Here is a 26,371-nt window from a genome sequence, read left to right as displayed (position 1 = left end):
CATGAAAAAGGCCGTCTGAAAGTTTTTCAGACGGCCTTTGGGTTTAATAGGCAATCGTATCGGCAACCTGTGACAAACCGTTTTCCAACGATTCGAGCATGGCGGTATAGCCGTCGCCTTGTTGCGGCGTGACGGCGTTAAACGGTTTGCTGCGTCCGTCCGGCCATTGTGCATAACCGCTGATGGTGGTCTGCCCCTGATAGCTGCCTTGGAAGGCTTCGATATAGACTTTCAGGGTTTGGCTGCTTTGGCTGCGTGAAGCAGGCACGAAGGTGCGATGCGGATTGAGGCGGTTGAGCTTGTTGCTGAGATTTGCTGCCAACGCGCCATCGAGCGGCGCCGCCCACAGGTGGTTTTTCGCCAGATTCACATGATAGGCATCGGTTTGGTAAACGAGACCGCCGTTGGCAAGCGGTTCGGCAAGGTTGACTTTGACCGCGATTTCGTTGCCATGCGCAGCCGGACGGATGTACTGGCTGTCGGGCAGGACGAAATATTGTGTGCTTTGCGCAGTGCCGCAGGCGGCAAGCGTCAGGGCGGCGGCAATCGGGAAGAGGCGCATTATCGGCTTCCTTTCGGGATAGGGTCTTTGCTGCTGCTGTTGAAAATCAGCGCGTTGGGTTTTTCTTTCAAAGTATTAATCACGGGTTGAACGTCTTTTAAGGTTTTGTCCAAACTTTGCAGCGTATTTTGTACGTCGCCGTAGATAGGCGATTGAGGCGATACGCCTTGCAGGGTTTGACGCAATTCTTTCAGGGTTTGGTTCAACTCGTTCGGAATGTTTTGTGTCTGCGGTTTGCCGACCAGTTTGTCGATGGAGCTTAGGGCGGCATTGGCAGATTTGAGTGTAGACTTGAGCTCGGCAAGCGAACCGTTCAAGCCGGCAACGGTTTTATCCAATGGCAGATTGTTGAACTTGTCTAACAAGTCGGCCACTTTTGCCTGCAAATCGTCCAAACCGCCACCTTGGGTCGCGATAACAGTATCGCCTGCATAAACGGTATGCGGTCGCAGCTTAGGCGAGGCAGAAGGCTGATCGTTCAACTCAATCATTTTGCTGCCGGTCAGCAGGTTGTTGCTGGAGATGGTGGCAGTCAGGCCTTTGTTTAAGGCCGTCTGAAATTGTTGTTTCCAATGTTCTTTACTTTGCTCGTCGGCATTGATTTCCAAACGGGAAGGCTCAATACGGATGCGTACGGGAATCCAACCGTTTTCAAACAAATGCAGGCTGTCGTTGCGGTCGAAATATGGAACATCGGAAACCACGCCGACATTCAGGCCTTTGTATTCGACAGGCGAACCGGCAGACAGGCCGCGTACGGATTGTTTGAAAAACGCAGTGTAATACAGCGAGCGGTCGTCAGGCAGGTTGGCGACTTCGCTGCGGCTATCGTAAAGCGTGAAGCTGTCTTCGCTTTTGACGTTTTTGCTGTCGCTTGTTTTGGGCGAGTCAAAGGAAATTGCGCCGGACAGCAGGGCAGGCAGAGGGGCGGAATTGAGTTTGACACCGCTGCCTGTGGTTTCGATATTGATGCCGCTTTCCAGCCAAAAACGGCTGGCGGAATTAATCAGTTTGTCGTTGGGGCTTTGGATGAAGATGGTGTAATGCACGCTTTGGTCGGACGGGTCGAAATGCGCGCTTTCTACTTGACCGACCATAAAGTTTTCATACAAAACAGGGCTGCTGACGTTGAGGATGCGGTCGTTTTTTCCGATCAAATTCAGGCGCAGGCCGCTTTGACCGATGGCGGCAATCGGCGGAATGTCTTGGACGACAAATACATCTTTGGTTTCTTGGCTTTTGCCCGGTGTAAATGCAATATATGAGCCGGAAAGCAAGGTTCCCAAGCCGGTAACGCCGCTTTGGTCGATACGCGGTTTGACCACCCAAAATTGGGTATCACTGCGGATAAGGTCTTTGGCGTCGGCGCTGAGCTGGGCAGTAACTTCCACACCTTTTTGGTCGTCGCGCAATTTGATGCGGGTAACGCGTCCGACATCGACGTTCAACACCTTAATGACGGTGTTGTTGACTTCGATGCCTTCGGCGCTGTCCATCAACAGCGTAACGACAGGGCCGCGGTTGCGGATGTCTTTAATCAAAAGCCAGCCGCCGGCAATCAGCGCAATCAGCGGAATCAGCCACACGATAGACGTGAAGACATTGGTTTTCTTGACACGCGCCGGGGCGTGATAATTGGGTGAAGAATCGTGTTTTTTCATTGTGTTAAGGTCTGGTCAGAATCAAGGCCGTCTGAAAGCTGCTGTTGCTTGTCCCAAATCAGACGGGGATCGAAATAATAGGCCGAAAGCATGGTCAAAATAACGACCAGGCAGAAGTAAATCGCCGCACCACCCGGCACGACGCGCGCCATATTGGTGTGGAACGAACTCATCAAAAGAATAATCACAAAAATATCAATCATCGACCAGCGGCCGATGGATTCGGTAATCCGATACAAAACCGACATTTTGTCCGCGCTCATCACAGGTTTGAAGTATGCGGAATAAATCAAAACCGCCATCGCAATAATCTTCAAAACCGGCAGCATAATACTGGCACTAAAGATAATCACGGCAATCAACCGGTCGCCTTCGTCCCACATATAAACAATGCCGTTGAAAATCGTATTGATCTCCAAAGTCGTCGGGTTGGACGAAATCATAATCGGCAGGATGTTGGCAGGGAAATACAGGATAAACGCCGCGACTAAAAACGCCAGCGAAATACTCAGGCTTTTCGGGCGGCGGCGGTATAAGTCTGCTCCGCATACGCCGCAAGGTTGCTCGTCTTTATTGCGGAAATACAGGCAGCGGCTGCAACAGATTTTGTCTTCAGTGGCCGTTTGAACCGCATGGCCGCCGGTTAAACGGTGAATCTTATAATAAACCCAATGCTGCGGAATCGATACCGAAGTCCGAATCAGCATGACCGACAACGGAAACATCAGGTAAAACGCCGAGCCGAACTCTACTGTAGCAACGGACGAGAGCTTGATATACGCCACCAAAGTGGAAATAAAAAACACATCCACCATAATCCAATGGCGTAGCCGCACCAATACGCGCGTTGCAAAGCGCAGCGCAGGGTAGGCCTTTTCGCGTATCAAAGCCGTATAAACATAAAGGCAGAGCAGTAAAAACAGTAAAGGCGCGCCGAAGGTGAGGATAAACATCACTTCCGCCAGAAAACCGTAATCCAGCGAAATCAAAAGCCGCATCATTTGTGGCAACGACAAAATCGAAGTCACGCCGAACAAATCCACGCGGATATACACCATATTGTACGCGAACGCCATCAGAATCAAGGTTGTCAGCGCATAGGCAATCGGCGCGATATACGGATTGTTTTCCACTTCCACGATTTCATGGTTGCACACCGGACAATGCGCTTCCTGCCCCTGACGCAGGCGCGGAATATCCATACGGCAGCCGCAATCCGGGCATTCCACCGTATGTGCAGGCAGCGTCGCATCAGGAAGATAAGACTTGTAGCGCCACCAGCGATGGTAGGCAGGAATCCGTTTCATGGTTCGGCAGGGGATAAAGAAGGTGCAAAGAGTGTCGCATTATAAAGGAAAACAGAAGGATAGCCCAAATTTAGGTCGATATTTGATTGAATGGCAGCTGCTTAATAAGGTTTGGGCCGTCTGAAAAGTTTGAAAAGACTTCAGAAGGTTATTGCTATGGACCGTTAAATTTTATTAATAGGTCTTAGTTTGGTTTATTTCCATTAGGATAAAAATAAGATATATTCTCAATATTTAAAAACACGATAATCCTTGTAGATTTGTGGAAGGTACACGGTCAACGAACCTGAAGTAGGCTAAAAATTATCTTCTTTGTTTTTAAAACAATTCTTTTCAAATTAGACGGATTTTTAACCATAAAGGCCGTCTGAAACTATTAGTCTTTTAATTCAAAGGAAACATCATGAGTGAAACCCAAGAGCTGACTTTCGCCAAACGCTTGAAAGAGCAAACCACGACAACGCACGACAGCGTTGATAACTTGGTTATGTCCGTTCAGCCTTTTTCCAGCAAAGAAAACTACATCAAATTCTTGAAACTTCAATCTGTTTTCCATAAGGCCGTCGATCACATCTATAAAGATGCCGAATTGAACAAAGCCATTCCAGAACTTGAATATATGGCGCGTTACGATGCCGTGACTCAAGACTTGAAAGACTTGGGCGAAGAGCCTTACAAATTTGACAAAGAATTACCACACGAAACCGGTAATAAAGCCATCGGCTGGCTGTATTGCGCCGAAGGTTCTAATTTGGGCGCGGCATTCTTGTTCAAACATGCTCAAAAACTCGAATACACCGGCGAATTTGGCGCACGCCACCTGGCTCCTCATCCGAACGGCCGTGGCAAACACTGGCGCGCTTTTGTCGAGCATCTGAACGCTTTGAACTTGACTCCGGAAGCTGAGGCGGAAGCCATTCAAGGCGCGCGCGAAGCTTTTGAATTCTATAAAGTGATTCTGCGTGAAACCTTCGGTTTGCCGGAAGGTGCGGAAGCGCCTGAAGGTATGACGCCGCACAGACTCTAAAAAATAATTCAATCAAACAGATAAGGTCTCGGCGTAGATGTTTGCAGAGACCTTTAATTACACTACAAAGTTTTGTTTGAACGGGTTGCTGTCTTACACCTACTCAGATTTGATTCTCCTTTAAAAATTCCATTCACCACCTAATGACCATTGATGAATATTACGCATTGCATATGGCGCATTGCTACGGATGTGACTATAACTATAATTCAAAGTAGGGGTAATGCCTTTATAAGATAATTTGTTGTGACTAAGGTTGATAGAGAGGGAGCGCTCCCGGTTGTGTTGCGGCTCCGTACCGAATGCCATAATGCCTTTATAGTGGCGGTTGGCAAATGAAGCGGTAAGTCTGCTGTTAAGCTCACCTAAAACCTGCCATTGCTGTATCCAACCTATATTGAAACCGTTGCGGTGGTAGGCCGCATTGTTGATGGCATTGTGTATGCTTTTGTTTTCAGGAACAAAGCGGTTGTATTGCCAACCACCGAACAGAGTCGTTCTGCCAAAACGGCGCGCCAGGGAGAGATAGGTACTGTCGTGCCAACCGTCGTTACGCAGCGCACGATCAGTTTCCCGATAGTTTTGGCGGTAGCGTTCCAACGAGTAATAAAGTTGTGTCGCGTTACTGAGATTGACCATATGCGAAAGCTGTACGCCAACCCCGTGTGCCAGCATATACGGCGCGGCGCGGCGTTTATTTTCTTTTTTGCTGTCAAACTCGCTGCTGCCTGCCAACTGTGCCTGATAAAACGGTAAAACGCTGACGGTTTGTTTGCCGTCCTTGCGCTGCCAGCCCAAATAAGCCCTACCGAACGCATCGTCGTAAGCCGATTGGCGGTCGAAAAAATAGCTTGTACCGCTGAGGTTAGCACGGAATTTGATGGCGTGATGCCCATACAATGGGGTGAGTTTTTCGGTGTTCAATTCGTAATTCAAGCCGTTGGCACTGACAGGTAAGGTAACACTGCATGCGGTTTGCCCTTTTGTTTCGATGCAATAACGCGGAGCAGCGTTGTTGGCATTATCGTTATGCACGGGGCTGATTCCGCCAGACAATTTCCATTCTGTCTGCCGTTTGACGGCTTCTTGAAAACGTTTGACATTTTCCAAAACGGGGGCTGGTATATCGCGCTGCGCGGCTTGACGGAAATGTGCGGCAGCATCGCCCAAGCGATAATCCTGAAACTCCGCCGCCGCCAAATCCAACAGTACGCGGTCGTCTGAAACATCAGATTCATAAAGAGTACGGTAACGTTCGACCGCTTCGGAAGTCCGTCCTTTCAACTTTGCCAGCAAAGCATCGGCACGCGTAATCAGTTTGGGATTGTGGTTGGGCTGTTTGCAGTAAAGGGCGACAAGAGAGGAAACTAGATCTGCGCTATTGCTGTTAAGTGCTTGAACTAACGCGTCCTCAAGAATATGCGGGTTTGCCGCTAAAAAATCATCATTAACCAGAGTTGGTCTGCCTATATTCTCATTCTTTTCAGGCGACCTTTCCTCCTCAGATAGAATATCTAACCATTGTTTCTGTTGTACTTGTACAGCAGTATTCTGAGAAGAAATATTCTGCCGAACACCCTCTTCGGGAAATTCAGCAAAGGCTGCTGACGGCAATAGGTAGCACAAAGAAGCTGAGACAATTTTTTGTTTTATTTTTAGCATTTAAAGTCATCCGAAATATATGTATATCTGAGGGCAAATCGTTTCTAATAAGGGATTTGCTCTTATCATAAAACTGCCTGAAACATCTCAGGTGATTTTATTTTTGCATAAAAAATACAGATTCGTATTTAGATTTATCATTATAACGGCAAATTTACGAAATAAATATAACTTATTTATTTTTATAGGATTATAAATTGCGTAAATATATTTAACAGAGAGAGGATGGCATAAAGATTCACCCTAACTACTGATAGAAAAAATATTGGTATTGCTAAAATAAAATATTTGTTACACAATATTGCATATTATTAGTAATACTTATCATTATTGTATCTGAGAAGCTTGTATTTTAGAGAGATTGGTTATGAAAATTAATGTATTTATAGTGCCTATTGCAACTACCTTTATTTTGACTGCATGTGCAGGTGGAGGTGCATCTGAACCCAAAGTTCCCGTTGCTATTCCGACAGCGCAACCTATTGCCAATGTTAAGCTGAGCGATGAAAGCAATGCAGTAAAGACCATTAATACCCTTTCCGATAAAGGCGGCAGTCTGCGTGAAGCGGAACTCGAAGTGAAAACATCATGGGGCTACAGCTATACCGATAAACAATATGTCTATCAAACCCCTTCTGGTAACTATTACAACATTAGTTCATATTCTGATCCGATTGTCCCATCATATTCCAGCCCGTCTTATGCCCTTCGTACACGCCATGAAGGACAACCTTTATCTGAAGGTGGCAAACTGTTTGTCTGTTGCAGTAGTTCGGGACAATTCACCTATGCACCGGCAACCAAACAGGACCACCTCAAATTCGGCGCATGGATAAATGCAGACGGCACGGCAGACCTGTTTGTCGGCGGCAAACCCGTCGGAACGGCGAAACCGTCTTATTACACTCCGTCAGACAGTACAGTGGCAAAAGGCAAGACTACATACGAAGTTTGGGCTGTCCGCGTCCGCAACGGCAATATCGTTACCTCAACCTACGATCCGGGCAAATCCTCCGGGTCGTCTGAAAAAAACACGCCCAAACTTTCACTGCTGACAGCCAATTTCAACACCAACAAACTCGGCGGCACGATTTTAGGTAATGCTGATTACGGTCCGGACGTTGTGATGAAAGATGTAGGCATCAACGGCGTTGATTTCTCAGGCACTGCCGAATCCGATGGTAAAAACGGCAAAGTCGAAGGGAAATTCTTTGGTCAATTTAACGGCGATAAAACAGAAGTCAGTATAGGCGGTAAAGTTACCTTTGATGCCGATAAATCGTTGGATACCGTGTTCGGCGGCGTGAAGAATGATGACGACCGCAATACGACAGATACAAGCTTGACACCTGTCAGCCAGTAACTGCACATCAAGCATTCCAATAATAGATAATCAATATATATTAAGAGGCAAAAAATGTCCTTCCATTTTAAACCTGTACTGCTGGCAGCTATTGTCAGCCAAACTTTCCCTGCCTTAGCGGCCGATCCTATTCCTCAAGCTTATCAGGAGTTGAATGAAGTCAAAGTCATTGGCGGCCGCAAAGTACAAAAACTCGGTGAAGAGAAAATCCGCCGTCAGGCTTTGGATAAACAAATGGTCTCCGATGAAAGCGACTTGGTGCGTTACGATCCGGGCATCAGCGTCGTTGAAGGCGGACGCTCAGGTTCTAACGGTTTTACCATACGCGGTGTCGATAAAGACCGCGTTGCCATCAACGTGGACGGACTGGCACAAGCAGAAAGCAGGTCGTCTGAAGCGTTTCAAGAGTTGTTCGGTGCATACGGCAACTTCAATGCAAACCGCAACACTTCCGAACCCGAAAACTTTTCGGAAGTAACCCTTAACAAAGGCGCGGATTCGCTCAAATCCGGCAGCGGCGCATTGGGTGGTGCAGTTAACTATAAAACCAAATCTGCAAGTGACTATGTTTCCGAAGAAAAGCCCTACCACTTAGGTATTAAAGGTGGCTATATCGGACGCAACAGCCAAAAATTCAGCAGCATAACCGCCGCAGGAACCTGGTTGGGTCTGGACGCATTGATGGTCTACACCCGCCGTTTCGGTAAAGAAACCAAAAACAACAGCGACGCTGCCGATACCGTCATCACTGACAACAAACAAAGCTGGAGTCCGAATGCTGGTATGACCAACTACGGCAGCCGCGGTGTAGCGCGCAGCAAACCTGACCCTCAAGACTGGGAAAACAAAAGCACCCTGTTCAAACTGGGTTACAACTTCAACGATAAAAACCGTATCGGCTGGATTTACGAAGATTCACGCACCGACCGCACGACGATTGAATTGTCCAATATGTGGGCGGCAGACTGGAAAGGCGACGCACTGGGCGACACCCGTTCCCGTCAAGATATTTCCTACCGCAAACGCATCGGTTTCGAATACAAAAACCAACTTGACAAAGGACCATGGGACAACCTCAACCTGCGTTACGACCGTCAAACCATCGACATGAGCACTTGGACCTGGGACTTGCCGACGGATTATGGCCGTAACGGTGTCAACAGCGACGTGTACCATATGTTCCGCAACATCCGTCAAAAAAATACCCAATTCGGTGCCGATGCCGAAAAACAAATCGACTTCTCCAAATCGGTATGGGCAATGCAATACGGATTAGGTGGCTCCAAAAACGATAACGGTAATAGCGACCATAGCTATTGGGTACGCCTATATGACCCGAAATACCAAACGTCCAACAACCAAGAATTGACTATGCTGGTCGAAAGCTCGTCCAAAAACCGTTTTGCCTACTGGAACAACACCTTCCAATTCGGCGACAGCAGCCAATACCGCCTCAATGCCGGGCTTCGCTACGACAACAGCAGCAGCAAAGCCAAGGACAACCCCAACTATACCCCTGCCATTCGCGGTCAAATCCCCTATCTTGGCAGCGAGCGTAAACACAGCGGTTTCAGCTACGGCTTAGGATTAGACTGGAAATTTACGCCACATTTGAATCTTCTGGCGAAATACAGTACAGGCTTCCGCGCGCCGACTTCGGACGAAACCTGGCTATTGTTCCCGCATCCTGACTTTTACCTTAAAGCCAACCCTAACCTGAAGGCAGAGACCGCCAAAAACTTCGAGCTGGGACTTGCCGGCAGCGGCAAAGCAGGAAACTTTAAATTCTCCGGTTTCCAAACCCGCTACCGTAATTTTATCGAACTGACCTATATGGGCGTATCTTCCGATAATCCCAACAGCCCTAATTACGCGCCGATTTCCGACGGTACTGCATTGGTCAGCTCACCCGTTTGGCAAAACCAAAACCGTTCCTCCGCATGGGTGAAAGGTTTGGAATTTAACGGCACATGGAACCTTGACAGCATCGGTTTGCCGCAAGGCACGCACGCAGGTGTTAATGTCAGCTACATCAAAGGCAAAGCCAAACAAACCAACGGACAGGAAACCCCGATTAACGCCCTTTCCCCGTGGTCTGCCGTTTACAATTTGGGCTACGATGCTCCCTCCAAACGCTGGGGTATCAATGCGTACCTGACACACACCGCAGCTAAAAAACCGTCTGACACCGTTCACAGCAGTGATGATTTGAACAACCCATGGCCATTTGCCAAGCACAGCAAAGCCTATACGCTTTTCGATCTGACAGGTTACGTCAATTTGGGCAAATACTTCACTGTGCGTGCTGGTGCTTATAACATCGGTAACAAAAAATATTACACTTGGGAATCTCTACGTAGTATCCGTGAATTTGGTACAGTTAATCGTGTCGATAATAAGACACATGCAGGTATAGAGCGTTTCTCTTCACCAGGAAGAAGTTACAACTTTACACTTGAGGCTAAGTTCTAAGGTAATTAGAACAAAAAGGAAGGCCTGTACAGCTACAGCACCACCAACGGCGTTGACCGCGATGGCAAAGGCTTAGACCGCTACCGCGCCCCAGGCCGCAATTACGCTGTATCGCTGGAATGGAAATTCTAAGCAGTTGACGGATAGCTAAAGGCCGTCTGAAAGTTTTGATGACTTTCAGACGGCCTTTTTTATTTAAAACGAAATCTTTAAACGGATAACAACGGCTGCTGCCGAACAATCGCGCGGATGATGGCGCGGTTGGGGTGTAGCGCGGTTCTCAGCCTTTGCGATAGCGGATGCGGCAAGCCGAGTATTTCGGCTGCAATGGTGGCGGCGCAGATGGGGGCTGTCGCCAGGCCACGCGTGCCGTGTGCCGTATTGATGTAGGCATTGGGCAGGTAAGGGCAGGGGATACTGTCGAGGCGGTAGTTTTTGTCCAATGCCAGCTTGGCGTAGGCGGACTGCATGGCGGCGATGTCGCCGAGTGCGCCGACAACGGGCAAGTGGTCGAGGCTGTCGCAACGCAGGGCGGCATGGCCTTGTGTATCGTGAAGGCCGTCTGAAAACGAATCTTGATCAAACAGGGATTGTGCCAATGGCAGATTGAGTTGTTGAAGGGCGGCACGGTTGTCGATTTCTTCGTTTGGATACCAAGTTTCATCGTTGCTGTTGAGGATAAATGTCGCGCCGTAGCAGTGGCGGCCTTGCCAGCTCGGGCTGATGTAGCTTTCGCCGGAAATGGCACAATGCAGTTTTTGTGAAAACGGGCTGGCAGGTACAACGCCGGTTTGTCCACGAATTTGGCGGAAAGGCAGGGCGGAGACGTTGGTGTCGGCGGCAGTCGGGCTGTGCGCGCCCATACAGTAAACGATATGGCTGGCATTGAAATGCGCGTTTGGCGTGTGTGCCGTCCATTGTGTGCCGTCATGCGATACGGCAGTCAGCGGCGAGTGTTCGTGCAACTCAATCAGCGGATGATTCAATAAGGTATGCACGACGGCGGGCGGATTCAGCCATACGCCTTGCGGCCAATAAAGGCCGTCTGAAAATACGTCTATGCCTGCAATGTGCGCAGCCTCTTCGGCAGATACGCTGCGGTAGAGGTGTTTATGCTGGTGTTGCAAACCCAAGGCCTGATTGCGTTTGCGTTCGCTGCCGTCAAAATTTAAATGCAATACGCCGTCGCCGCCCCATACGTCGGAATCAGGCAGCAAGTCTTCCAACAATCGGCGCGTGTAGCCGTAGCCTGTCAGCAACAGCTCGGTTTGTTCGGTATCGTGTGGCGATATTTTGGCGTAGAGCAAGCCTTGGCGGTTGCCGCTGCCTGCCTGCGCCGCTTTGCCTGCTTCCAAAACCGTAACGCGTACGCCGTGTTCAGCCAGTTTACGCGCGGTTGCCGCGCCGGCAATGCCTGCGCCGATAATCAGGACGTGTTCGGGCGCGGCTTGATGTTCAGGCCGTCTGAACCAAGGTTTTAGGGGAGTTGGGACGGATTGGGGCATGGCTTCGGTTTGCCATTCGATATGATGGAAATGTTCGTGTAAGCGGTCGGCGCGGTGTGGCGGAACCAGCCAGAGATGCACATCAGGCAAGAGGTTTTCCAAAACATTGACGCTGTTGAACTGAAGGCATTTCATGGCTTGAGCGAGACGGTTGTTCAGACGGCCTTCAAGCTCGGAGGGATGATTTGGCAGCGGAAAATCGGGAATATGGTTTTCAGGCAGACAGACAATCAAATAAAGCGGCGCGGTATGTTGTTCGATGGCGCGGCAAAGGGTAGCAAGGGAAGGCGTGGTGTTCCAAGCAAGGCAGGTCATGATGAAAGGCCGTCTGAAAAAAGAGGCTTTATTGTAACGCGGTTTGCGCGGATAGAATATCCGAACGGGTTTTGATAGAATCGCATGATATTTTGATTTTTAATTGATTTTCATACAGGAATTTTATGCGCCGTCTTTTATTGTGCCTTCTCGCTTCCGGCTTGCCCATCGCTTGTTCGTCCGCACCGACGGATAACGGCAGCAAAGTCGTTCAGTCCGAACGCTGGGCAACGCCCGTCAAACACGATGCCAACCTTTATCGCATCGACGACAAGCTTTACCGCAGCGAGCAGCCTGTTGCCGAAGATGGGGAAGCTATCGTCAAGCTGGGCATTCAAAGCGTGATCAACCTGCGCTTTTTCGACCGCAACGATGACGACCATTTGAAGGCGTATGGTTTAACCTTGCTAAACCGTCCGTTGCTGTCATGGAGCATTAAGCCGAAAGAAATTGCGGAAATCCTATACCTGATTGAAAAACAACAGCAAAACGGCGCAGTGCTTATCCATTGTTATCATGGCGCAGACCGTACCGGTTTGATTGCCGGAATGTACCGCATCATCTATCAAGGCTGGCCGGTGGAAGAGGCAAAAGCCGAAATGCAACACGGGCCTTACGGTTATCACAGCATTTGGAAAAACATTGCCAACCTGTTTACCGAAGAGAAAGTCAAGCAGGTTAAAACGCACTTGGAAGCCTTGCGCAAACGTGGTTAACACCAAGATTTAAATGATAAAAGGCCGTCTGAAAGATTTGTTTTCAGACGGCCTTTTAAATGGCAGATTGCTTAAATCACAAAATCCGTAGTCGATAATTGAATGTTTTGATCCATATCGGCAGACGGGGTTTTGGACGAGCGGCCAACCGGTTTGGCCGGTACGCCGACAACGGTAATCGAAGACGGTACATCGGCAACCACCACGCTGCCTGCGCCGATTTTGGCGTTTTCGCCGATGCGGATGTTGCCCAAAATTGAGGCATTCGCACCAATCATCACGCCATTGCCGATTTTCGGGTGGCGGTCGCCGCTTTCTTTGCCCGAACCGCCCAGCGTTACGCCGTGGAGGATGGAAATATTGTTGCCCAAGACGGCGGTTTCGCCGGCCACAAAACCGGTGGCATGGTCGAGCATCAGGCCGTGACCGAAACGGGCGGCCGGGTGGATATCGACACCGAAGACTTCCGACATGCGGTTTTGCAGGAAATACGCCAGCGTTTTACGGCCGTTTTGATAGAGCCAGTGGTTGATGCGGTGTGCCTGTACGGCGTGGAAACCTTTGAAATACAACAGCGGCAGCGAATATTCATCACAAGCCGGGTCGCGCTCATAAATGGCTTTCAAGTCGGCCTCGACGCATTTGCTGATGCGGGTGTCCACGCTCAAAGCCTGCTGATAAATTTCAAACAGCGCGCGTACATCCATAATCGGACTGCCGAGCTTGCTGGAAAGATGGTAGGCAAGTACCGAATCGAGCGAATCGTGGCGCAACACGGTTTGATGTAGGAAGCTCGCCAGCATCGGTTCGGCTGCGGCTGCGGCTTCGGTTTCTTCGCGGATGGTGTGCCACAGATTAAAATCAGTTGAATTCAAATGGTCTTTTTTCATATTCGAGGCCGTCTGAAGAATAAAATCAGATGGCTATCTTACCGTTTTCCAACGTCTTTTAACAAGGCATTTGATAATCGACGTTCAAATGCTTGAAGTTTTTTCAGACGGCCTTATATATGGATTATTGAATGCTAACACTCTAAAAGGATGTCAGAAATGACGGATCGTAACGAACAACACCAAAACGAAGCCGAGGAAGCGGCAGCCGTAGAGACTGCCGAAACCGTTGAAACCGAACAAGCAGAACCGACTTACGAAGAGCTTCAGGCGCGTGTCACCGAGTTGGAAGGCCAACTCAAAGACAGTGAGCTGCGCGGTTTGGCAAACGAGCAAAACCTGCGCCGCCGCCATCAGCAAGAAATTGCCGATACCCATAAATTCGCCGGACAAAAATTTGCGGCCGAAATGCTGCCTGTCAAAGACTATCTTGAAATGGCGCTGCTCGACCAAAGCGGTAATTTCGATGCCCTGAAAATGGGCGTGCAAATGACTTTGAACGAGCTGCAAAAAGCATTTGATGCCACACACATTAAAGAAATCAACCCACAGCCGGGTGACAAACTCGATCCGCACCAACATCAAGCGATGCAGGCAGTCGTCAGCGAGCAAGAGCCGAATACCATCGTCAGTGTGATGAAAAAAGGCTACACACTATCTGACCGCGTGCTGCGTCCTGCGATGGTTGTCGTGGCGAAAAAAGAAGATTGAAGGCACCGCTTGATAAAGTTTATCAAGCATAAAATCTTCAGACGGCCTTATCCGGTTTCAAAACCCGATATTCCGCTATTAGAAAATCATTCCGATAAACCGGAATCGGAAAATTAAAACCGGCTGTCTGGAAAAAGAATAAACGGCTTGTGGATAAATAAATCAAGTACTTGAATTTAATTTAAAAAAAAATTCAAATTAAGCCTTGAAAAAAAATGAAGCAACCTTATTTACAAGCCATCGGAACGAAATGTTCCACAGGATTATTAATTTAGAAAAGTTTATTTATTAGGAGCAACATAATATGGCAAAAGTAATCGGTATTGACTTAGGTACAACCAACTCTTGTTTGGCCATTTCTGAAAACGGTCAAACCAAAGTGATCGAAAATGCAGAAGGTGCACGCACCACTCCTTCCGTTATCGCTTATTTGGACGGCGGCGAAATCCTCGTCGGCGCGCCTGCAAAACGCCAAGCGGTAACCAACGCTAAAAACACTATTTACGCCGCCAAACGTTTGATCGGCCACAAATTTGAAGACAAAGAAGTTCAACGCGACATCGAATCTATGCCTTTCGAAATTATCAAAGCCAGCAACGGCGACGCATGGGTGAAAGCGCAAGGTAAAGAGCTGTCTCCTCCTCAAATTTCCGCAGAAGTTTTGCGTAAAATGAAAGAAGCAGCCGAAGCTTACTTGGGCGAAAAAGTCACCGAAGCCGTGATTACCGTTCCGGCCTACTTCAACGACAGCCAACGTCAAGCTACCAAAGACGCAGGCCGCATCGCAGGTTTGGAAGTAAAACGTATCATCAACGAACCAACCGCTGCCGCTTTGGCATTCGGTATGGACAAAGGCGACAACAAAGACCGCAAAGTAGCCGTATATGACTTGGGTGGCGGCACTTTCGATATTTCCATCATCGAAATCGCCAACCTCGACGGCGACAAACAATTCGAAGTATTGGCTACCAACGGCGATACTTTCTTGGGCGGTGAAGACTTCGACCAACGCTTGATCGACTACATCATTGACGAATTCAAAAAAGAACAAGGCATTGATTTGAAACAAGACGTAATGGCTCTGCAACGTCTGAAAGAAGCTGCTGAAAAAGCCAAAATCGAATTGTCCAGCGGTCAGCAAACTGAAATCAACCTGCCATACATCACTATGGATGCAACCGGTCCGAAACACTTGGCCATGAAAATTACCCGTGCCAAATTCGAAAGCCTGGTTGAAGATTTGATCCAACGTTCTATCGAGCCTTGCAAAATCGCATTGAAAGATGCCGGCTTGAGCACCAGCGATATCGACGACGTGATTTTGGTTGGTGGTCAAAGCCGTATGCCGAAAGTACAAGAAGCCGTTAAAGCCTTCTTCGGTAAAGAGCCTCGTAAAGACGTGAACCCTGACGAAGCTGTTGCCGTAGGTGCAGCGATTCAAGGCGAAGTATTGAGCGGCGGCCGTAGCGACGTATTGCTGCTGGACGTAACTCCTCTGTCTTTGGGTATCGAAACCATGGGCGGTGTGATGACCAAGCTGATTCAAAAGAACACTACTATTCCGACTAAAGCGTCTCAAGTGTTCTCTACTGCCGAAGACAACCAAAGCGCAGTGACCATCCACGTACTGCAAGGCGAACGCGAACGCGCTTCTGCCAACAAATCTTTGGGTCAGTTCAACTTGACCGACATCGCACCTGCACCACGCGGTATGCCACAAATTGAGGTTACTTTTGACATTGACGCCAACGGTATCTTGCACGTTTCCGCCAAAGACAAAGGTACAGGCAAAGCGGCCAACATCACCATCCAAGGCTCTTCAGGTTTGAGCGAAGAAGAAATCGAACGCATGGTGAAAGATGCCGAAGCCAACGCTGAAGAAGATAAAAAACTGACTGAATTGGTCGCTTCCCGCAACCAAGCCGAAGCCCTGATTCACTCTGTGAAAAAATCTCTGGCTGACTACGGCGACAAACTCGATGCTGCAGAGAAAGAAAAAATCGAAGCTGCGTTGAAAGAAGCTGAAGAAGCAGTTAAAGGCGACGACAAAGCCGCTATCGATGCCAAGGCCGAAGCTTTGGGTGCAGCCAGCCAAAAATTGGGCGAAATGGTTTACGCTCAAGCACAAGCTGAAGCCCAAGCAGGCGAAAGCGCACAAGCCGAACCGTCTTCCGCCAAGAAAGACGATGACGTGGTAGATGCCGACTTTGAAGAAGTAAAAGACGACAAAAAATAATTGATGCCGTCTGAAAAAAGCGCGAATCGAAAGATTCGCGCTTTTTGTCGTTTGGGAAATGTGTAAAGACGCTTTGTCAAAACTGACGGTAAACTTTCAAAAGCTTGCTACATCATTGTGTTGCCATACTTCTATTGCCGAATTTTGAACAGATTTCGCCGAATACTGATAGCAGCTGACAGTCAAAGCCATTAATATTTGTCCATCGCTTGAGTGCGAATAAATCCTTATTTTTACCTCAAATCAACCACTTGAAAGAAGATAAATATGAAAAAATTGATTCAAATGACCTCTTTGATGGTTGCGGCTGCCGGTTTGGTATTGGCTCCGGTCGCTTCTGCACACGGCAAACACGAAATGCATCCGAAACAAGAGCGTATGCACAAAAAAGCCAAACTGCAAAAAATGAAAAAAACTGCACCTAAAGCCAAACACCACGCAGCCAAGCCCAAACATCATCAAGAGCATCGCCACGACCATCATTAAGATGAATCCTCAACAATAAATAAGGCCGTCTGAAACCCAAACATCAGGTTTCAGACGGCCTTCGATTTATCTGTCAAATAGAGCTTTGCCGTTTTTCTTGTGCCAAACGGGTCGGCTCCAGCCAGGCAATGTTTCTTTCTGCCAGCGCATCGCGCCAATAATCCAGTTTGGTATCCAAATCTTCAGAGAAACTGTCTTGATTCAAAAGCTGAATGATAACGCCGCCGTCCGTAGCTTCGGCCAAACGGCTGATTTGACGCAAAATGCCGCGATCGGGAACAGTTTGCGTGCGTACGCCGATGAGAAGTTGCGCTGGAGTTTGTTTCAATTCGGCTTCCAATTGTTCCAAATCTTTTCTGCCGGCGGCAACGCCTTTATCTATCCATTCTTGCGCCAAAACGCCGGAAAACCAAAGCGGATCAGGCCATTTCGTTTCCAGTGTAACAGCCCATTTGGGCGCATTATTCAGCGTAATTTTGGATGAAACGGGAACGATGTTTTCGTGAAAATCATCGTCATCAACAATCTTCGTTTGCCATGTGCGAAGGATGTTTTGATAGTAGGGCTGATTCAAATCCAAACATTCGCGCAGGGTTTTTAAAGTAATTTTGCAAGCCAGCCAAGCAAGCAAGCGCGGCAGAATGCCATAGCAGATAATGCTGCCGATGAGTAAACCCGCCCAAGCGCGTGCATCTTCGATATGATTGTTCAGACGGCCTGCAATTACGGCCTGACTGTCGGGAACAGGAAAGCCCAAACGTTCCGGCAGCCATGACAAAGCTTCAATTGTTTTCACCAATGCCGTATTGCTTAAAAGCGTACTTTCCCAGTTGAACGTATATTGACGCACCAAAAGCAGCAGCAAAACAGAAATCAACATTCCCGACAGCGTGCAAAGCCACAGGCCGTGTGAAGTTGCACCAATCAGCCAACGCGTTTGCGGTTTGCGCCATTCATCCACATAAAGCCGCAAAATTGCCTGATTGACCGGGTCTTTACCTCGGAACCAAGTTGTCGGACTGCTGATAAAGTGCACATTTTTCAAACGCAGGAATAAAGTCGCCAGCCACACCAGCAGCATGACTGTATTCATGCCCAAAATCCCGGCCAATACCAGAAAAAAGTTCAGCCCCTGATTGTCCATCAACAGATAAGTGCTGGAAAAACCGACCGTAAACAACAACGTCGCCGCAACAATCCAAAGCCAAAACGAGCCTGTCTCCACCTGTTGCAGCACATATTTCAAATGCTGGTCGCGGTCGATAATTTGGGCACGGCGTATCAGTTTTTCCTCGTTGCCGCCATCAATATGTCGCAACGCTTCCGTCGCCTGCACAGGATCTCCCGGAAAAATATAGGCACGTTCTTCAAGGATACGGACTAATTCGACAAGTTTTTGCGATGGATTCAACATAAATGATAGGCCGTCTGAAAGATAAAATGGAAACGTCTGTTATACCCCCAAATAAACCCCTCTTTTGCAAAGGTCAAAAAATTAAAAGCAGTTTTGATTTTGAATAGGGTATATAGTGGAATAGATGTAAAAAAAGCAGCCCGAAAGCTGCTCATTTTGAGTGTGGTGCGGACGGAGAGACTCGAACTCTCACACCTCTCGGCGCCAGAACCTAAATCTGGTGCGTCTACCAATTTCGCCACGTCCGCACTAATTTGAACCGTGGATTATACACAAGATTAATGGGGGTGCAAAGTCTTGTTTGCTTGAATTTTTCGGCTTATCCCTTATATAATGGTTTATTCTGGCCGTCTGAAAGCAGGGTTTGTTTTCAGACGGCCTCAACTTTCCATTTGGTGAGGAAGGGCTGATGCCTGCTTTATTGATTAAAGATTTTTTGCAGACGCAAGGTTTGAAGTTGCCTGCGGATGAGATACATGTTGCTTATTTGACTGCCCAAGCTGTGATTAAAATGGGCAATGCTTCGGTTGAGCGTTCGATTTTGTGGCCGTCTGAAGACGGTTGGCAGTTGGCGGATTATGTTGATGCCGAACATGAATTGTTGCTGAAACAGATTTTTATGGCTTTGGATTCGGTTGCCGAGCGCACCGAGCATTTGAAAAGCGCAGCAGTTTATACAGCGTTTCCAAAAGATGGTGCGTTGTCGCTGGTTCGACTGAGCCGTTGGGGCATGCCGTTGGAAAATGTGATTCCAATCGACGAGCAGGCCGGACAGGCTTTTTTGGCTGTGCGTACGGCGCAAAGCGGCTGGATGAATGTTTGTCAGAATGTGGCGTATTGGCAGGAAATTGGTGAATTGTCGGCCGAACGCAATCATCCCGGTTTGAGTCAGATTTCTGTTCCTGTCTGTATGCCCAGCGGTGCGGTTTTAGGCGTGGTATATGCTGAATTTGATGTCAAGGACGGTGCGCCTGACGAAGTGTTGGTGGCCTGGATTGCCCTTGCATTAGCCTTGGCAGAACCTTTGAAAAACCTCTTGGGCGTAGCTGAAAACGAGGAAGCGGAAAATGAGTAACGCGTTGAAGTTTGTCGCGTCATGCCGTTTGCCTACGGAATGGGGCGAATTTACCATGCACGGCTTCGAAGAAGAGGGCGGGCAGGAACATGTCGCATTGACGATGGGCGATGTTTCAGACGGCCTGCCTGTGTTGTCGCGTATTCATTCCGAGTGTTTGACCGGTGACGCTTTATTTTCGGTGAAATGTGATTGCGGCCCTCAGTTGCAAGCGGCGATGCAGGCCGTTCAGAAAGAAGGGCGTGGCGTTATCGTATATTTGCGCCAAGAAGGCAGGGGCATTGGTTTGATAAACAAAATCCGTGCTTATCGACTGCAAGACCAAGGCTTGGATACGGTTGAGGCCAATGTAGCGCTCGGCCTTCCTGTTGATGCGCGCGACTTTACTTTGGCCAAGCAGATTTATGATTATCTGCATATTCGGGAGGTCAGATTGTTGACCAATAATCCTGAAAAAATCCAAACGTTGAAAGATTCCGGCATTAATGTGGTCGAACGGATTGCATTACATGTCGGCGAAAATGTGGAAAATGAACGTTATCTGCATACTAAAGCGGATAAATTGGGACATTTGATTTTTGATTGATGGATAGGCATAACGGTAATTTTTGCGTTTAAATAAAATATTCTATATTCTTTCAATGGGATATATTTTTATTTAAATAAAAACCTTGCGCGTAGCCTGATTTTTTGATTTAATGTCGGCTTATCGGGTGATTAGCTCAGTTGGTAGAGCGTCTGCCTTACAAGCAGAATGTCGGCGGTTCGACTCCGTCATCACCCACCAAGTTTCCTTTCATTGTCTTTGACAGTGGATGCGCGGTGGTAGCTCAGTTGGTTAGAGTACCGGCCTGTCACGCCGGGGGTCGCGGGTTCGAGCCCCGTCCGCCGCGCCATTATTTAAAAAGCACTGATAATATTAGTGCTTTTTTATTTTTCTTAAAGACACTATTAAACTGCGAAAATAGAAACAGGTAAGTAACAGGATATTGAAATACTGTTTAATCTTAATTTCTGATGATTGAAAAAAGGCCGTCTGAAACTTTGAAAGTTTCAGACGGCCTTTAGTCTATTGAAACAATGGATTAAATATCCAATTCTGCCGTATCGCCTTCTTTTTCCATCCATGCGCGGCGGGCGGCGGCTTCGCCTTTGCCCATTAGTTTGACGAAGATGTCGCGTGTTTCGTCATCCGCGCCTTCTGGGATTTGCACTTGCAACAGGCGGCGGGTGTCGGGGTGCATGGTGGTGTCTTTGAGCTGGTCGGGGTTCATCTCGCCCAAGCCTTTGAAACGGCTGATGGAATAAGCAGTTTCTTTAACGCCTTCTTTTTGCAGTCGCTCCAAAATGCTGTCGAGTTCGTTTTGATCGAGGGCGTAGAATTTGCGGGCGGGTTTGCTTTTGCCTTGTGCGTTGACATCGACGCGGAATAGCGGAGGCTGGGCGACGTAGATGTGTCCGTCGGCAACCAGTTTCGGGAAGTGGCGGTAGAACAGGGTCAACAGCAAAACTTGAATATGCGAACCGTCCACGTCAGCATCGGACAGGATGGCGATTTTGCCGTAGCGCAGGCCGCTTAAGTCGGGATTGTCATTGATTCCATGTGGATCAACGCCGATGGCGACGGAAATATCATGGATTTCGGCGTTACCGAAGAGTTGGTCTGGGTGGACTTCAAAGCTGTTGAGCACTTTGCCGCGCAGGGGCAGGATGGCTTGTGTGGCTTTGTCGCGGGCGAGTTTGGCGGAGCCGCCGGCGGAATCGCCTTCGACGAGGAAGAGTTCGTTTTCGCGGATGTCTTCGCTTTCGCAGTCGGTCAGCTTACCGGGTAAGACAGCGACGCCGCTGCCTTTTTTCTTTTCAATTTTTTTAACCGAACGCATCCGTGCTTGTGCCTGACGGATGGCGAGTTCGGCGATTTTTTTGCCGTAGTCCACGTTTTGGTTCAGCCACAATTCCAAAGGGTCGCCCGATACGGTGGCAACGAGTTTCAGCGCGTCGCGGTTGGTCAGCTTGTCTTTGGTTTGACCTTGGAACTGCGGGTCGAGGACTCGGGCGGAGAGGACGAAGGCGGTTTTGCCGAACACGTCGTCGCTTTGCACTTTCACGCCGCGCGGCAAGAGGTTGTGCAGATTGATGAAGTTGTTGACGGCGTTGAACACGGCTTGTTTCAAGCCTGCTTCATGCGTGCCGCCCAAAGGGGTGGGAATCAGGTTGACGTAGCTTTCGTTGGCACACGAGCCTTCTTCCAGCCAAGTCAGGGCAAACGCGGCACCTTCGCCAATGCTGAAATCGCCGTTGTGGCCGTCTGAAATGTAGTTTTCACAAGAGAAGATAGGTACGGCTTCCTGAGCGTCGGCAATCAGATCGGTCAAATAGCTTTTCAGGCCGTCTGGATAGTGCCAGGTTTGGGTGTGTGCTTCGTCTTCGCCTTTGACTGGGCGGGTCAGTGAAACGCGTACGCCCGGCAATAATACGGCTTTGGCGCGCAGCAGGCGTTCGAGTTCGGGAATGCTGTAATTCGGGCTTTCAAAATATTTGCCGTCCGGCCACACGCGCACTTCGGTACCGCTGTCTTTGACGGCGCATTTGCCCACTTCAGTCAATGGCTCAATGACGTCGCCACCGGAAAAGACGATGCGGTGGACTTTGCCTTCGCGTTTGACCGTTACTTCAAGGCGGGTGGAAAGGGCGTTGGTAACAGATACGCCGACGCCGTGCAGACCGCCTGAAAAGGCATACGCGCTGCCGCCGTCTTTTTTGTTGAACTTGCCGCCTGCGTGCAGACGGGTGAACACGAGTTCGACTACGGGTACGCCTTCTTCAGGGTGCAGGCCGACGGGAATACCGCGGCCGTTATCACGGACGGAAAGAGAACCGTCTTCATGAATTTGCACGTCAATTGCAGTCGCAAAACCACCCAACGCTTCATCCGCCGCGTTATCAATCACTTCCTGACAGATATGGGTCGGGCTGTCGGTACGGGTGTACATGCCGGGACGTTCTTTGACCGGCTCCAAGCCTTTGAGGACGGTAATGCTGGATTCGCTGTATTGATTGTTTTTAGCCATAGGAATAATGTAAAGGCCGTCTGAAAGGATGAAAAACAACGCTTTCAGACGGCCTGAAAGCGTTTGGATTATAGGTTTTCTATTGGATTGCGCCGGATAAAGTCTTCATAGCTTTCTATGCCGCGCAAGAAACGGGAGAGTTCGGTCAATGCGTCCAAATACACGCCACGCTTGAAGTCGATGACTTCGTCAACCGGCGCCCAGTATTGGTGCCAGCGCCAGCCGTCAAACTCAGGATGGTGGCAGGCGCGGAGGTTGACGTCGCTGTCGCGGCCGACCAAACGCAAAAGATACCAAATCTGTTTTTGTCCGCGATACGAACCGCGCCATTCGCGGCGCACCCAGTGGCTGGGCACGTCATAACGCAACCAGTCGCGCGTACGGCTAACGATTTTGATGTGTTGCGGCAACAGGCCGACTTCTTCGTACAATTCGCGGTACATGGCGGTCTCAGGACTTTCGCCCGGCTTGATGCCGCCTTGCGGAAACTGCCATGAATGTTCGCGTACGCGTTTGCCCCAAAAGACTTCGTTACGTTCGTTAATCAGGATAATACCGACATTGGGGCGATAGCCTTCTCTGTCTAACACGGGGTCGCCCTTCATTAAATTCAATCGTGCAATTTTCCCACAAATTGGGCGGTTTTGACAAATCTTGAGGCCGTCTGAATAAGCCCACAGTTTTTTCCAGACGGCATGAGACTGTTTCTGAAAAAATGTTGTTTATGAATAAAACCATAGCTTCAGGCCGTCTGAAAAATGAAATTTTTTTCTGCTTTAAGGTCTTGCATTCAAAAGCTTTTTGCCGTTTAATGCAAACCTTGCTGAATCAAGGGCAAAGGACACATGCCGGCCGCCCCCACAGTTTCCCTTTTGTAAGTGGCATCCGCCACCGCTGCAATATTTTTACCCCCCGAACAAAAGGTCTGAAACCATGAAAAAATCTTTGATGGCGGCGGCAATCGTGAGCCTCGTCTTGACTGCGTGTAGCGGTGGAAAAGAAACCGCCGCAGAATCTTCCGCATCTCAAACTCAAACTTCTTCCTCTCAAACGGATAAACTCAATATCTACAACTGGTCGGATTATGTCGATCCTGCCACGCTGTCTGCGTTTGAAAAAAATACGAATATCAACGTCCGCTACGATTACTACGACAGCAACGAAGCGCTGGAAGCCAAGCTGCTGACCGGCAAGTCGGGTTATGACCTGGTTGCGCCTTCTATTGCCAATGTCGGCCGTCAGATTAAAGCCGGCGCGTATCAAAAAATCGACAAATCGCAAATTCCCGATTACGCCAATATCGATCCCGATTTGTTGAAAATGATGGAAACCGTCGATCCGGGCAACGAATATGCCGTCCCTTATTTCTGGGGCATCAATACGCTGGCGATTAACAAGCAGCAGGTTCAAAAGGCTTTGGGTACGGACAAACTGCCTGAAAACGAATGGGATTTGGTGTTCAATCCTGAATACACCCAAAAACTGAAATCCTGCGGCATCAGCTATTTCGACAGCGCCATCGAGCAGATTCCTTTGGCTTTGCATTATTTGGGCAAAGATCCGAACAGCGAAAACCCTGACGACATCAAAGCCGCAGTCGATATGATGAAAAAAGTGCGTCCCGACATCAAACGCTTTACCTCGTCGGGCTATATTGATGATATGGCTGCCGGTAATCTTTGCGTATCGGTAGGCTATGGCGGCGACCTCAATATTGCCAAAACCCGTGCCAAAGAAGCAGGAAACGGCGTCGAAGTCGAAGTATTGGCGCCGAAAAGCGGCGTCGGTATTTGGGTGGATTCGCTGATGATTCCGCGTGATGCGCAAAATGTGGCCAATGCCCACAAATACATCAATCACACGCTCAATCCGGAAACAGCGGCCAAAAACGGCAACTATGTGACTTATGCTCCGGCCAGCCGTCCGGCGCGTGATTTGATGGATGAAAAATATACCTCTGACGAATCGATTTTCCCAAGCAAAGAATTGATGGAAAAAAGCTTTATCGTCTCTCCCAAGTCAACCGATGCGAGCAAACTCAGCGTTCGCCTGTGGCAGGCTTTGAAAGCAGGACGATAATTAACATTGAAATTTGAATACTCAGGCCGTCTGAAACAGTTTTTCAGACGGCCTGAGTGTTATAATTGTCAACACTTTTCAAATATCCTATGAGGAGAAACAGCGTTATGAACAATTCAGTCATCACCGTCATCGGTAAAGACCGTGTGGGCATTGTGTACGACGTTTCCAAAATTTTAGCGGAAAACCAAATCAATATTCTCAACATCAGCCAACAGCTGATGGACGATTTTTTTACCATGATTATTTTGGTGGATACTTCAAAATGCACCAAATCGCGTCAAGAGGTTTTGGATTTGTTTGCGGAGGAGAGCAAAAAACTCGCGCTTGATATTCGTATGCAAAACGAAGAAATTTTCCAAGCCATGCACCGTATTTAAGTCGGAGGGAGAGTCATGAGTATTCAATCCGGCGAGATTTTAGAAACCGTCAAAATGGTAGCCGACCAGAATTTTGACGTGCGCACCATTACCATCGGCATTGATTTGCACGACTGCATCAGCAGCGATATCAATGTGTTGAACCAAAATATTTACAATAAAATCACCACAGTCGGTAAGGACTTGGTGGCGACGGCAAAATATCTGTCTGCCAAATACGGCGTACCGATTGTGAATCAGCGTATTTCCGTTACGCCGATTGCCCAAATCGCCGCGGCCACCCATGCCGATTCCTATGTCAGCGTGGCGCAAACTTTGGATAAGGCTGCCAAAGCCATCGGCGTGTCCTTTATTGGCGGCTTTTCCGCGCTGGTGCAAAAAGGCATGTCGCCTTCGGACGAAGTGCTGATCCGTTCCATTCCCGAAGCGATGAAGACTACCGATATCGTGTGCAGCTCCATCAATATCGGCAGCACGCGTGCCGGTATCAATATGGATGCGGTCAAGCTGGCAGGCGAAACCATCAAACGCACGGCCGAAATCACGCCCGAAGGTTTCGGTTGCGCCAAAATCGTCGTGTTCTGTAATGCAGTAGAAGACAACCCGTTTATGGCGGGTGCGTTTCATGGTTCGGGCGAAGCGGATGCCGTTATCAATGTCGGCGTTTCCGGCCCTGGTGTCGTAAAAGCCGCGTTGGAAAATTCAGATGCAACGACATTGACCGAAGTTGCGGAAGTTGTGAAGAAAACCGCTTTCAAAATTACCCGCGTGGGCGAACTTATCGGCCGCGAAGCCTCAAAAATGTTGAATATCCCGTTTGGTATTCTCGATTTATCGTTGGCACCAACCCCTGCCGTCGGCGACTCGGTGGCGCGCATTCTTGAAGAAATGGGTTTGAGCGTCTGCGGTACGCACGGCACGACAGCGGCTTTGGCCTTGCTGAATGATGCCGTGAAAAAAGGCGGCATGATGGCTTCCAGCGCGGTCGGCGGTTTGAGCGGCGCATTTATCCCTGTTTCGGAAGACGAGGGCATGATTGCGGCTGCTGAAGCCGGTGTGCTGACACTGGACAAACTCGAAGCCATGACCGCCGTATGCTCCGTTGGTTTGGACATGATTGCCGTCCCCGGCGATACGCCTGCGCACACCATTTCCGGCATCATTGCCGACGAAGCCGCTATCGGCATGATCAACAGCAAAACTACTGCCGTGCGCATTATTCCGGTAACCGGCAAAACCGTCGGCGACAGCGTTGAGTTCGGTGGCCTATTGGGCTACGCGCCTGTAATGCCGGTCAAAGAAGGTTCATGCGAAGTGTTCGTCAACCGAGGCGGCAGAATCCCGGCTCCGGTTCAATCAATGAAAAACTGATTGGATTGATGAACATAAAAGGCCGTCTGAAATTGATTTTCAGACGGCCTGAGACCTTTGCAAAATTC

Annotated in this window: 21 protein-coding genes and 3 tRNA genes; 14 read left to right on the top strand and 10 right to left on the bottom strand. The window is 48.9% G+C overall.

Annotated features, from left to right (window positions below; genetic code table 11):
- Positions 1 to 43 precede the first annotated feature (43 nt).
- From HMPREF2608_RS00155 to HMPREF2608_RS00145, 3 genes are read right to left on the bottom strand one after another with little or no spacing between them, the layout of a single operon-like run.
- Positions 44 to 562: a PqiC family protein gene (locus HMPREF2608_RS00155; RefSeq protein WP_070646708.1), complete on the bottom strand. Its 519-nt coding sequence runs from the start codon at positions 560 to 562 to the stop codon at positions 44 to 46.
- Positions 562 to 2,223 (bottom strand): intermembrane transport protein PqiB, encoded by a 1,662-nt coding sequence (pqiB, locus tag HMPREF2608_RS00150; RefSeq protein ID WP_070825556.1) that lies wholly within the window; start codon positions 2,221 to 2,223, stop codon positions 562 to 564. The genes HMPREF2608_RS00155 and pqiB overlap by 1 nt, the downstream gene beginning before the upstream one ends.
- Positions 2,220 to 3,530 carry a paraquat-inducible protein A gene (locus HMPREF2608_RS00145; RefSeq protein ID WP_084824499.1) on the bottom strand — a complete coding sequence of 437 codons (1,311 nt, stop codon included), beginning with the start codon at positions 3,528 to 3,530 and terminating at the stop codon, positions 2,220 to 2,222. The genes pqiB and HMPREF2608_RS00145 overlap by 4 nt, the downstream gene beginning before the upstream one ends.
- Before the next feature lie 403 nt (positions 3,531 to 3,933).
- Between HMPREF2608_RS00145 and HMPREF2608_RS00140 the strand changes: the two genes are divergently transcribed.
- On the top strand, positions 3,934 to 4,557 hold the full coding sequence (locus tag HMPREF2608_RS00140) for a biliverdin-producing heme oxygenase (RefSeq protein ID WP_049329094.1): 624 nt from the start codon (positions 3,934 to 3,936) through the stop codon (positions 4,555 to 4,557).
- A gap of 120 nt (positions 4,558 to 4,677) precedes the next feature.
- Here the strand turns inward: HMPREF2608_RS00140 and HMPREF2608_RS00135 are convergent, their stop codons facing one another.
- The gene (locus tag HMPREF2608_RS00135; protein WP_070825555.1) at positions 4,678 to 6,219 is read right to left on the bottom strand and encodes a surface lipoprotein assembly modifier; all 1,542 of its coding nucleotides are present in this window, start codon (positions 6,217 to 6,219) and stop codon (positions 4,678 to 4,680) included.
- A gap of 367 nt (positions 6,220 to 6,586) precedes the next feature.
- On the opposite strand from HMPREF2608_RS00135, the gene HMPREF2608_RS00130 reads away from it, so the two are divergent.
- Together HMPREF2608_RS00130 and HMPREF2608_RS00125 are read left to right on the top strand one after the other, a co-directional pair.
- Positions 6,587 to 7,582 (top strand): Slam-dependent surface lipoprotein, encoded by a 996-nt coding sequence (locus HMPREF2608_RS00130; RefSeq protein ID WP_070825554.1) that lies wholly within the window; start codon positions 6,587 to 6,589, stop codon positions 7,580 to 7,582.
- A 54-nt stretch (positions 7,583 to 7,636) separates the two neighbouring features.
- On the top strand, positions 7,637 to 10,054 hold the full coding sequence (locus tag HMPREF2608_RS00125) for a TonB-dependent hemoglobin/transferrin/lactoferrin family receptor (protein ID WP_070825553.1): 2,418 nt from the start codon (positions 7,637 to 7,639) through the stop codon (positions 10,052 to 10,054).
- A gap of 209 nt (positions 10,055 to 10,263) precedes the next feature.
- Here HMPREF2608_RS00125 and mnmC read toward each other — a convergent pair whose 3' ends face one another.
- Positions 10,264 to 11,874: an FAD-dependent 5-carboxymethylaminomethyl-2-thiouridine(34) oxidoreductase MnmC1 gene (gene mnmC, locus HMPREF2608_RS00120; protein ID WP_070825552.1), complete on the bottom strand. Its 1,611-nt coding sequence runs from the start codon at positions 11,872 to 11,874 to the stop codon at positions 10,264 to 10,266.
- 125 nt (positions 11,875 to 11,999) lie between these two features.
- On the opposite strand from mnmC, the gene HMPREF2608_RS00115 reads away from it, so the two are divergent.
- Positions 12,000 to 12,590 carry a tyrosine-protein phosphatase gene (locus HMPREF2608_RS00115; protein WP_070825551.1) on the top strand — a complete coding sequence of 197 codons (591 nt, stop codon included), beginning with the start codon at positions 12,000 to 12,002 and terminating at the stop codon, positions 12,588 to 12,590.
- A gap of 71 nt (positions 12,591 to 12,661) precedes the next feature.
- Here HMPREF2608_RS00115 and cysE read toward each other — a convergent pair whose 3' ends face one another.
- Positions 12,662 to 13,480 (bottom strand): serine O-acetyltransferase, encoded by an 819-nt coding sequence (gene cysE, locus HMPREF2608_RS00110; RefSeq protein WP_070592110.1) that lies wholly within the window; start codon positions 13,478 to 13,480, stop codon positions 12,662 to 12,664.
- Positions 13,481 to 13,630: 150 nt separating this feature from the next.
- Between cysE and grpE the strand changes: the two genes are divergently transcribed.
- From grpE to HMPREF2608_RS00095, 3 genes are all read left to right on the top strand, one after another.
- Complete coding sequence (gene grpE, locus HMPREF2608_RS00105) at positions 13,631 to 14,191, top strand: nucleotide exchange factor GrpE (protein WP_070825550.1); 561 nt, start codon at positions 13,631 to 13,633, stop codon at positions 14,189 to 14,191.
- Between the two features lie 304 nt (positions 14,192 to 14,495).
- Positions 14,496 to 16,427: a molecular chaperone DnaK gene (gene dnaK / locus HMPREF2608_RS00100; RefSeq protein WP_070825549.1), complete on the top strand. Its 1,932-nt coding sequence runs from the start codon at positions 14,496 to 14,498 to the stop codon at positions 16,425 to 16,427.
- Positions 16,428 to 16,694: 267 nt separating this feature from the next.
- Positions 16,695 to 16,913 (top strand): hypothetical protein, encoded by a 219-nt coding sequence (locus HMPREF2608_RS00095; protein WP_070825548.1) that lies wholly within the window; start codon positions 16,695 to 16,697, stop codon positions 16,911 to 16,913.
- Positions 16,914 to 16,986: 73 nt separating this feature from the next.
- Here HMPREF2608_RS00095 and HMPREF2608_RS00090 read toward each other — a convergent pair whose 3' ends face one another.
- Both HMPREF2608_RS00090 and HMPREF2608_RS00085 read right to left on the bottom strand, forming a co-directional pair.
- Entirely contained in the window at positions 16,987 to 18,327 is a 1,341-nt protein-coding gene (locus HMPREF2608_RS00090; protein WP_070825547.1) for a DUF2868 domain-containing protein, read from the bottom strand.
- Positions 18,328 to 18,490: 163 nt separating this feature from the next.
- Positions 18,491 to 18,575: transfer RNA gene (locus tag HMPREF2608_RS00085), tRNA-Leu, on the bottom strand.
- 161 nt (positions 18,576 to 18,736) lie between these two features.
- Here HMPREF2608_RS00085 and HMPREF2608_RS00080 point away from each other — a divergent pair.
- From HMPREF2608_RS00080 to HMPREF2608_RS00065, 4 genes are all read left to right on the top strand, one after another.
- Positions 18,737 to 19,402 carry a hypothetical protein gene (locus HMPREF2608_RS00080; protein ID WP_070825546.1) on the top strand — a complete coding sequence of 222 codons (666 nt, stop codon included), beginning with the start codon at positions 18,737 to 18,739 and terminating at the stop codon, positions 19,400 to 19,402.
- Positions 19,395 to 19,988 carry a GTP cyclohydrolase II gene (gene ribA, locus HMPREF2608_RS00075; protein ID WP_003685106.1) on the top strand — a complete coding sequence of 198 codons (594 nt, stop codon included), beginning with the start codon at positions 19,395 to 19,397 and terminating at the stop codon, positions 19,986 to 19,988. The genes HMPREF2608_RS00080 and ribA overlap by 8 nt, the downstream gene beginning before the upstream one ends.
- 125 nt (positions 19,989 to 20,113) lie before the next feature.
- Positions 20,114 to 20,189 (top strand) — tRNA-Val (locus tag HMPREF2608_RS00070).
- Between the two features lie 32 nt (positions 20,190 to 20,221).
- A tRNA-Asp gene (locus HMPREF2608_RS00065) sits at positions 20,222 to 20,298 on the top strand.
- 189 nt (positions 20,299 to 20,487) lie between these two features.
- Here the strand turns inward: HMPREF2608_RS00065 and parE are convergent.
- Both parE and HMPREF2608_RS00055 read right to left on the bottom strand, forming a co-directional pair.
- Positions 20,488 to 22,473 carry a DNA topoisomerase IV subunit B gene (gene parE / locus HMPREF2608_RS00060; protein WP_070825545.1) on the bottom strand — a complete coding sequence of 662 codons (1,986 nt, stop codon included), beginning with the start codon at positions 22,471 to 22,473 and terminating at the stop codon, positions 20,488 to 20,490.
- A 68-nt stretch (positions 22,474 to 22,541) separates the two neighbouring features.
- On the bottom strand, positions 22,542 to 23,078 hold the full coding sequence (locus HMPREF2608_RS00055) for an RNA pyrophosphohydrolase (protein ID WP_070825544.1): 537 nt from the start codon (positions 23,076 to 23,078) through the stop codon (positions 22,542 to 22,544).
- Positions 23,079 to 23,406: 328 nt separating this feature from the next.
- Between HMPREF2608_RS00055 and HMPREF2608_RS00045 the strand changes: the two genes are divergently transcribed.
- The 3 genes from HMPREF2608_RS00045 (at position 23,407) to HMPREF2608_RS00035 (ending at position 26,303) form a co-directional block, all read left to right on the top strand.
- Positions 23,407 to 24,552: a polyamine ABC transporter substrate-binding protein gene (locus tag HMPREF2608_RS00045; RefSeq protein WP_070825543.1), complete on the top strand. Its 1,146-nt coding sequence runs from the start codon at positions 23,407 to 23,409 to the stop codon at positions 24,550 to 24,552.
- 107 nt (positions 24,553 to 24,659) lie between these two features.
- Positions 24,660 to 24,932, top strand: coding sequence for an ACT domain-containing protein (locus HMPREF2608_RS00040; RefSeq protein WP_003680574.1), 273 nt, complete (start codon positions 24,660 to 24,662; stop codon positions 24,930 to 24,932).
- A 15-nt stretch (positions 24,933 to 24,947) separates the two neighbouring features.
- Positions 24,948 to 26,303, top strand: coding sequence for a PFL family protein (locus HMPREF2608_RS00035; RefSeq protein WP_036493871.1), 1,356 nt, complete (start codon positions 24,948 to 24,950; stop codon positions 26,301 to 26,303).
- The last annotated feature ends 68 nt before the right edge of the window (positions 26,304 to 26,371 follow it).

Source organism: Neisseria sp. HMSC064D07 (assembly GCF_001837185.1).
Taxonomy (GTDB): domain Bacteria; phylum Pseudomonadota; class Gammaproteobacteria; order Burkholderiales; family Neisseriaceae; genus Neisseria; species Neisseria flavescens_C.
This window is presented reverse-complemented; position numbering and strand designations above follow the sequence as displayed.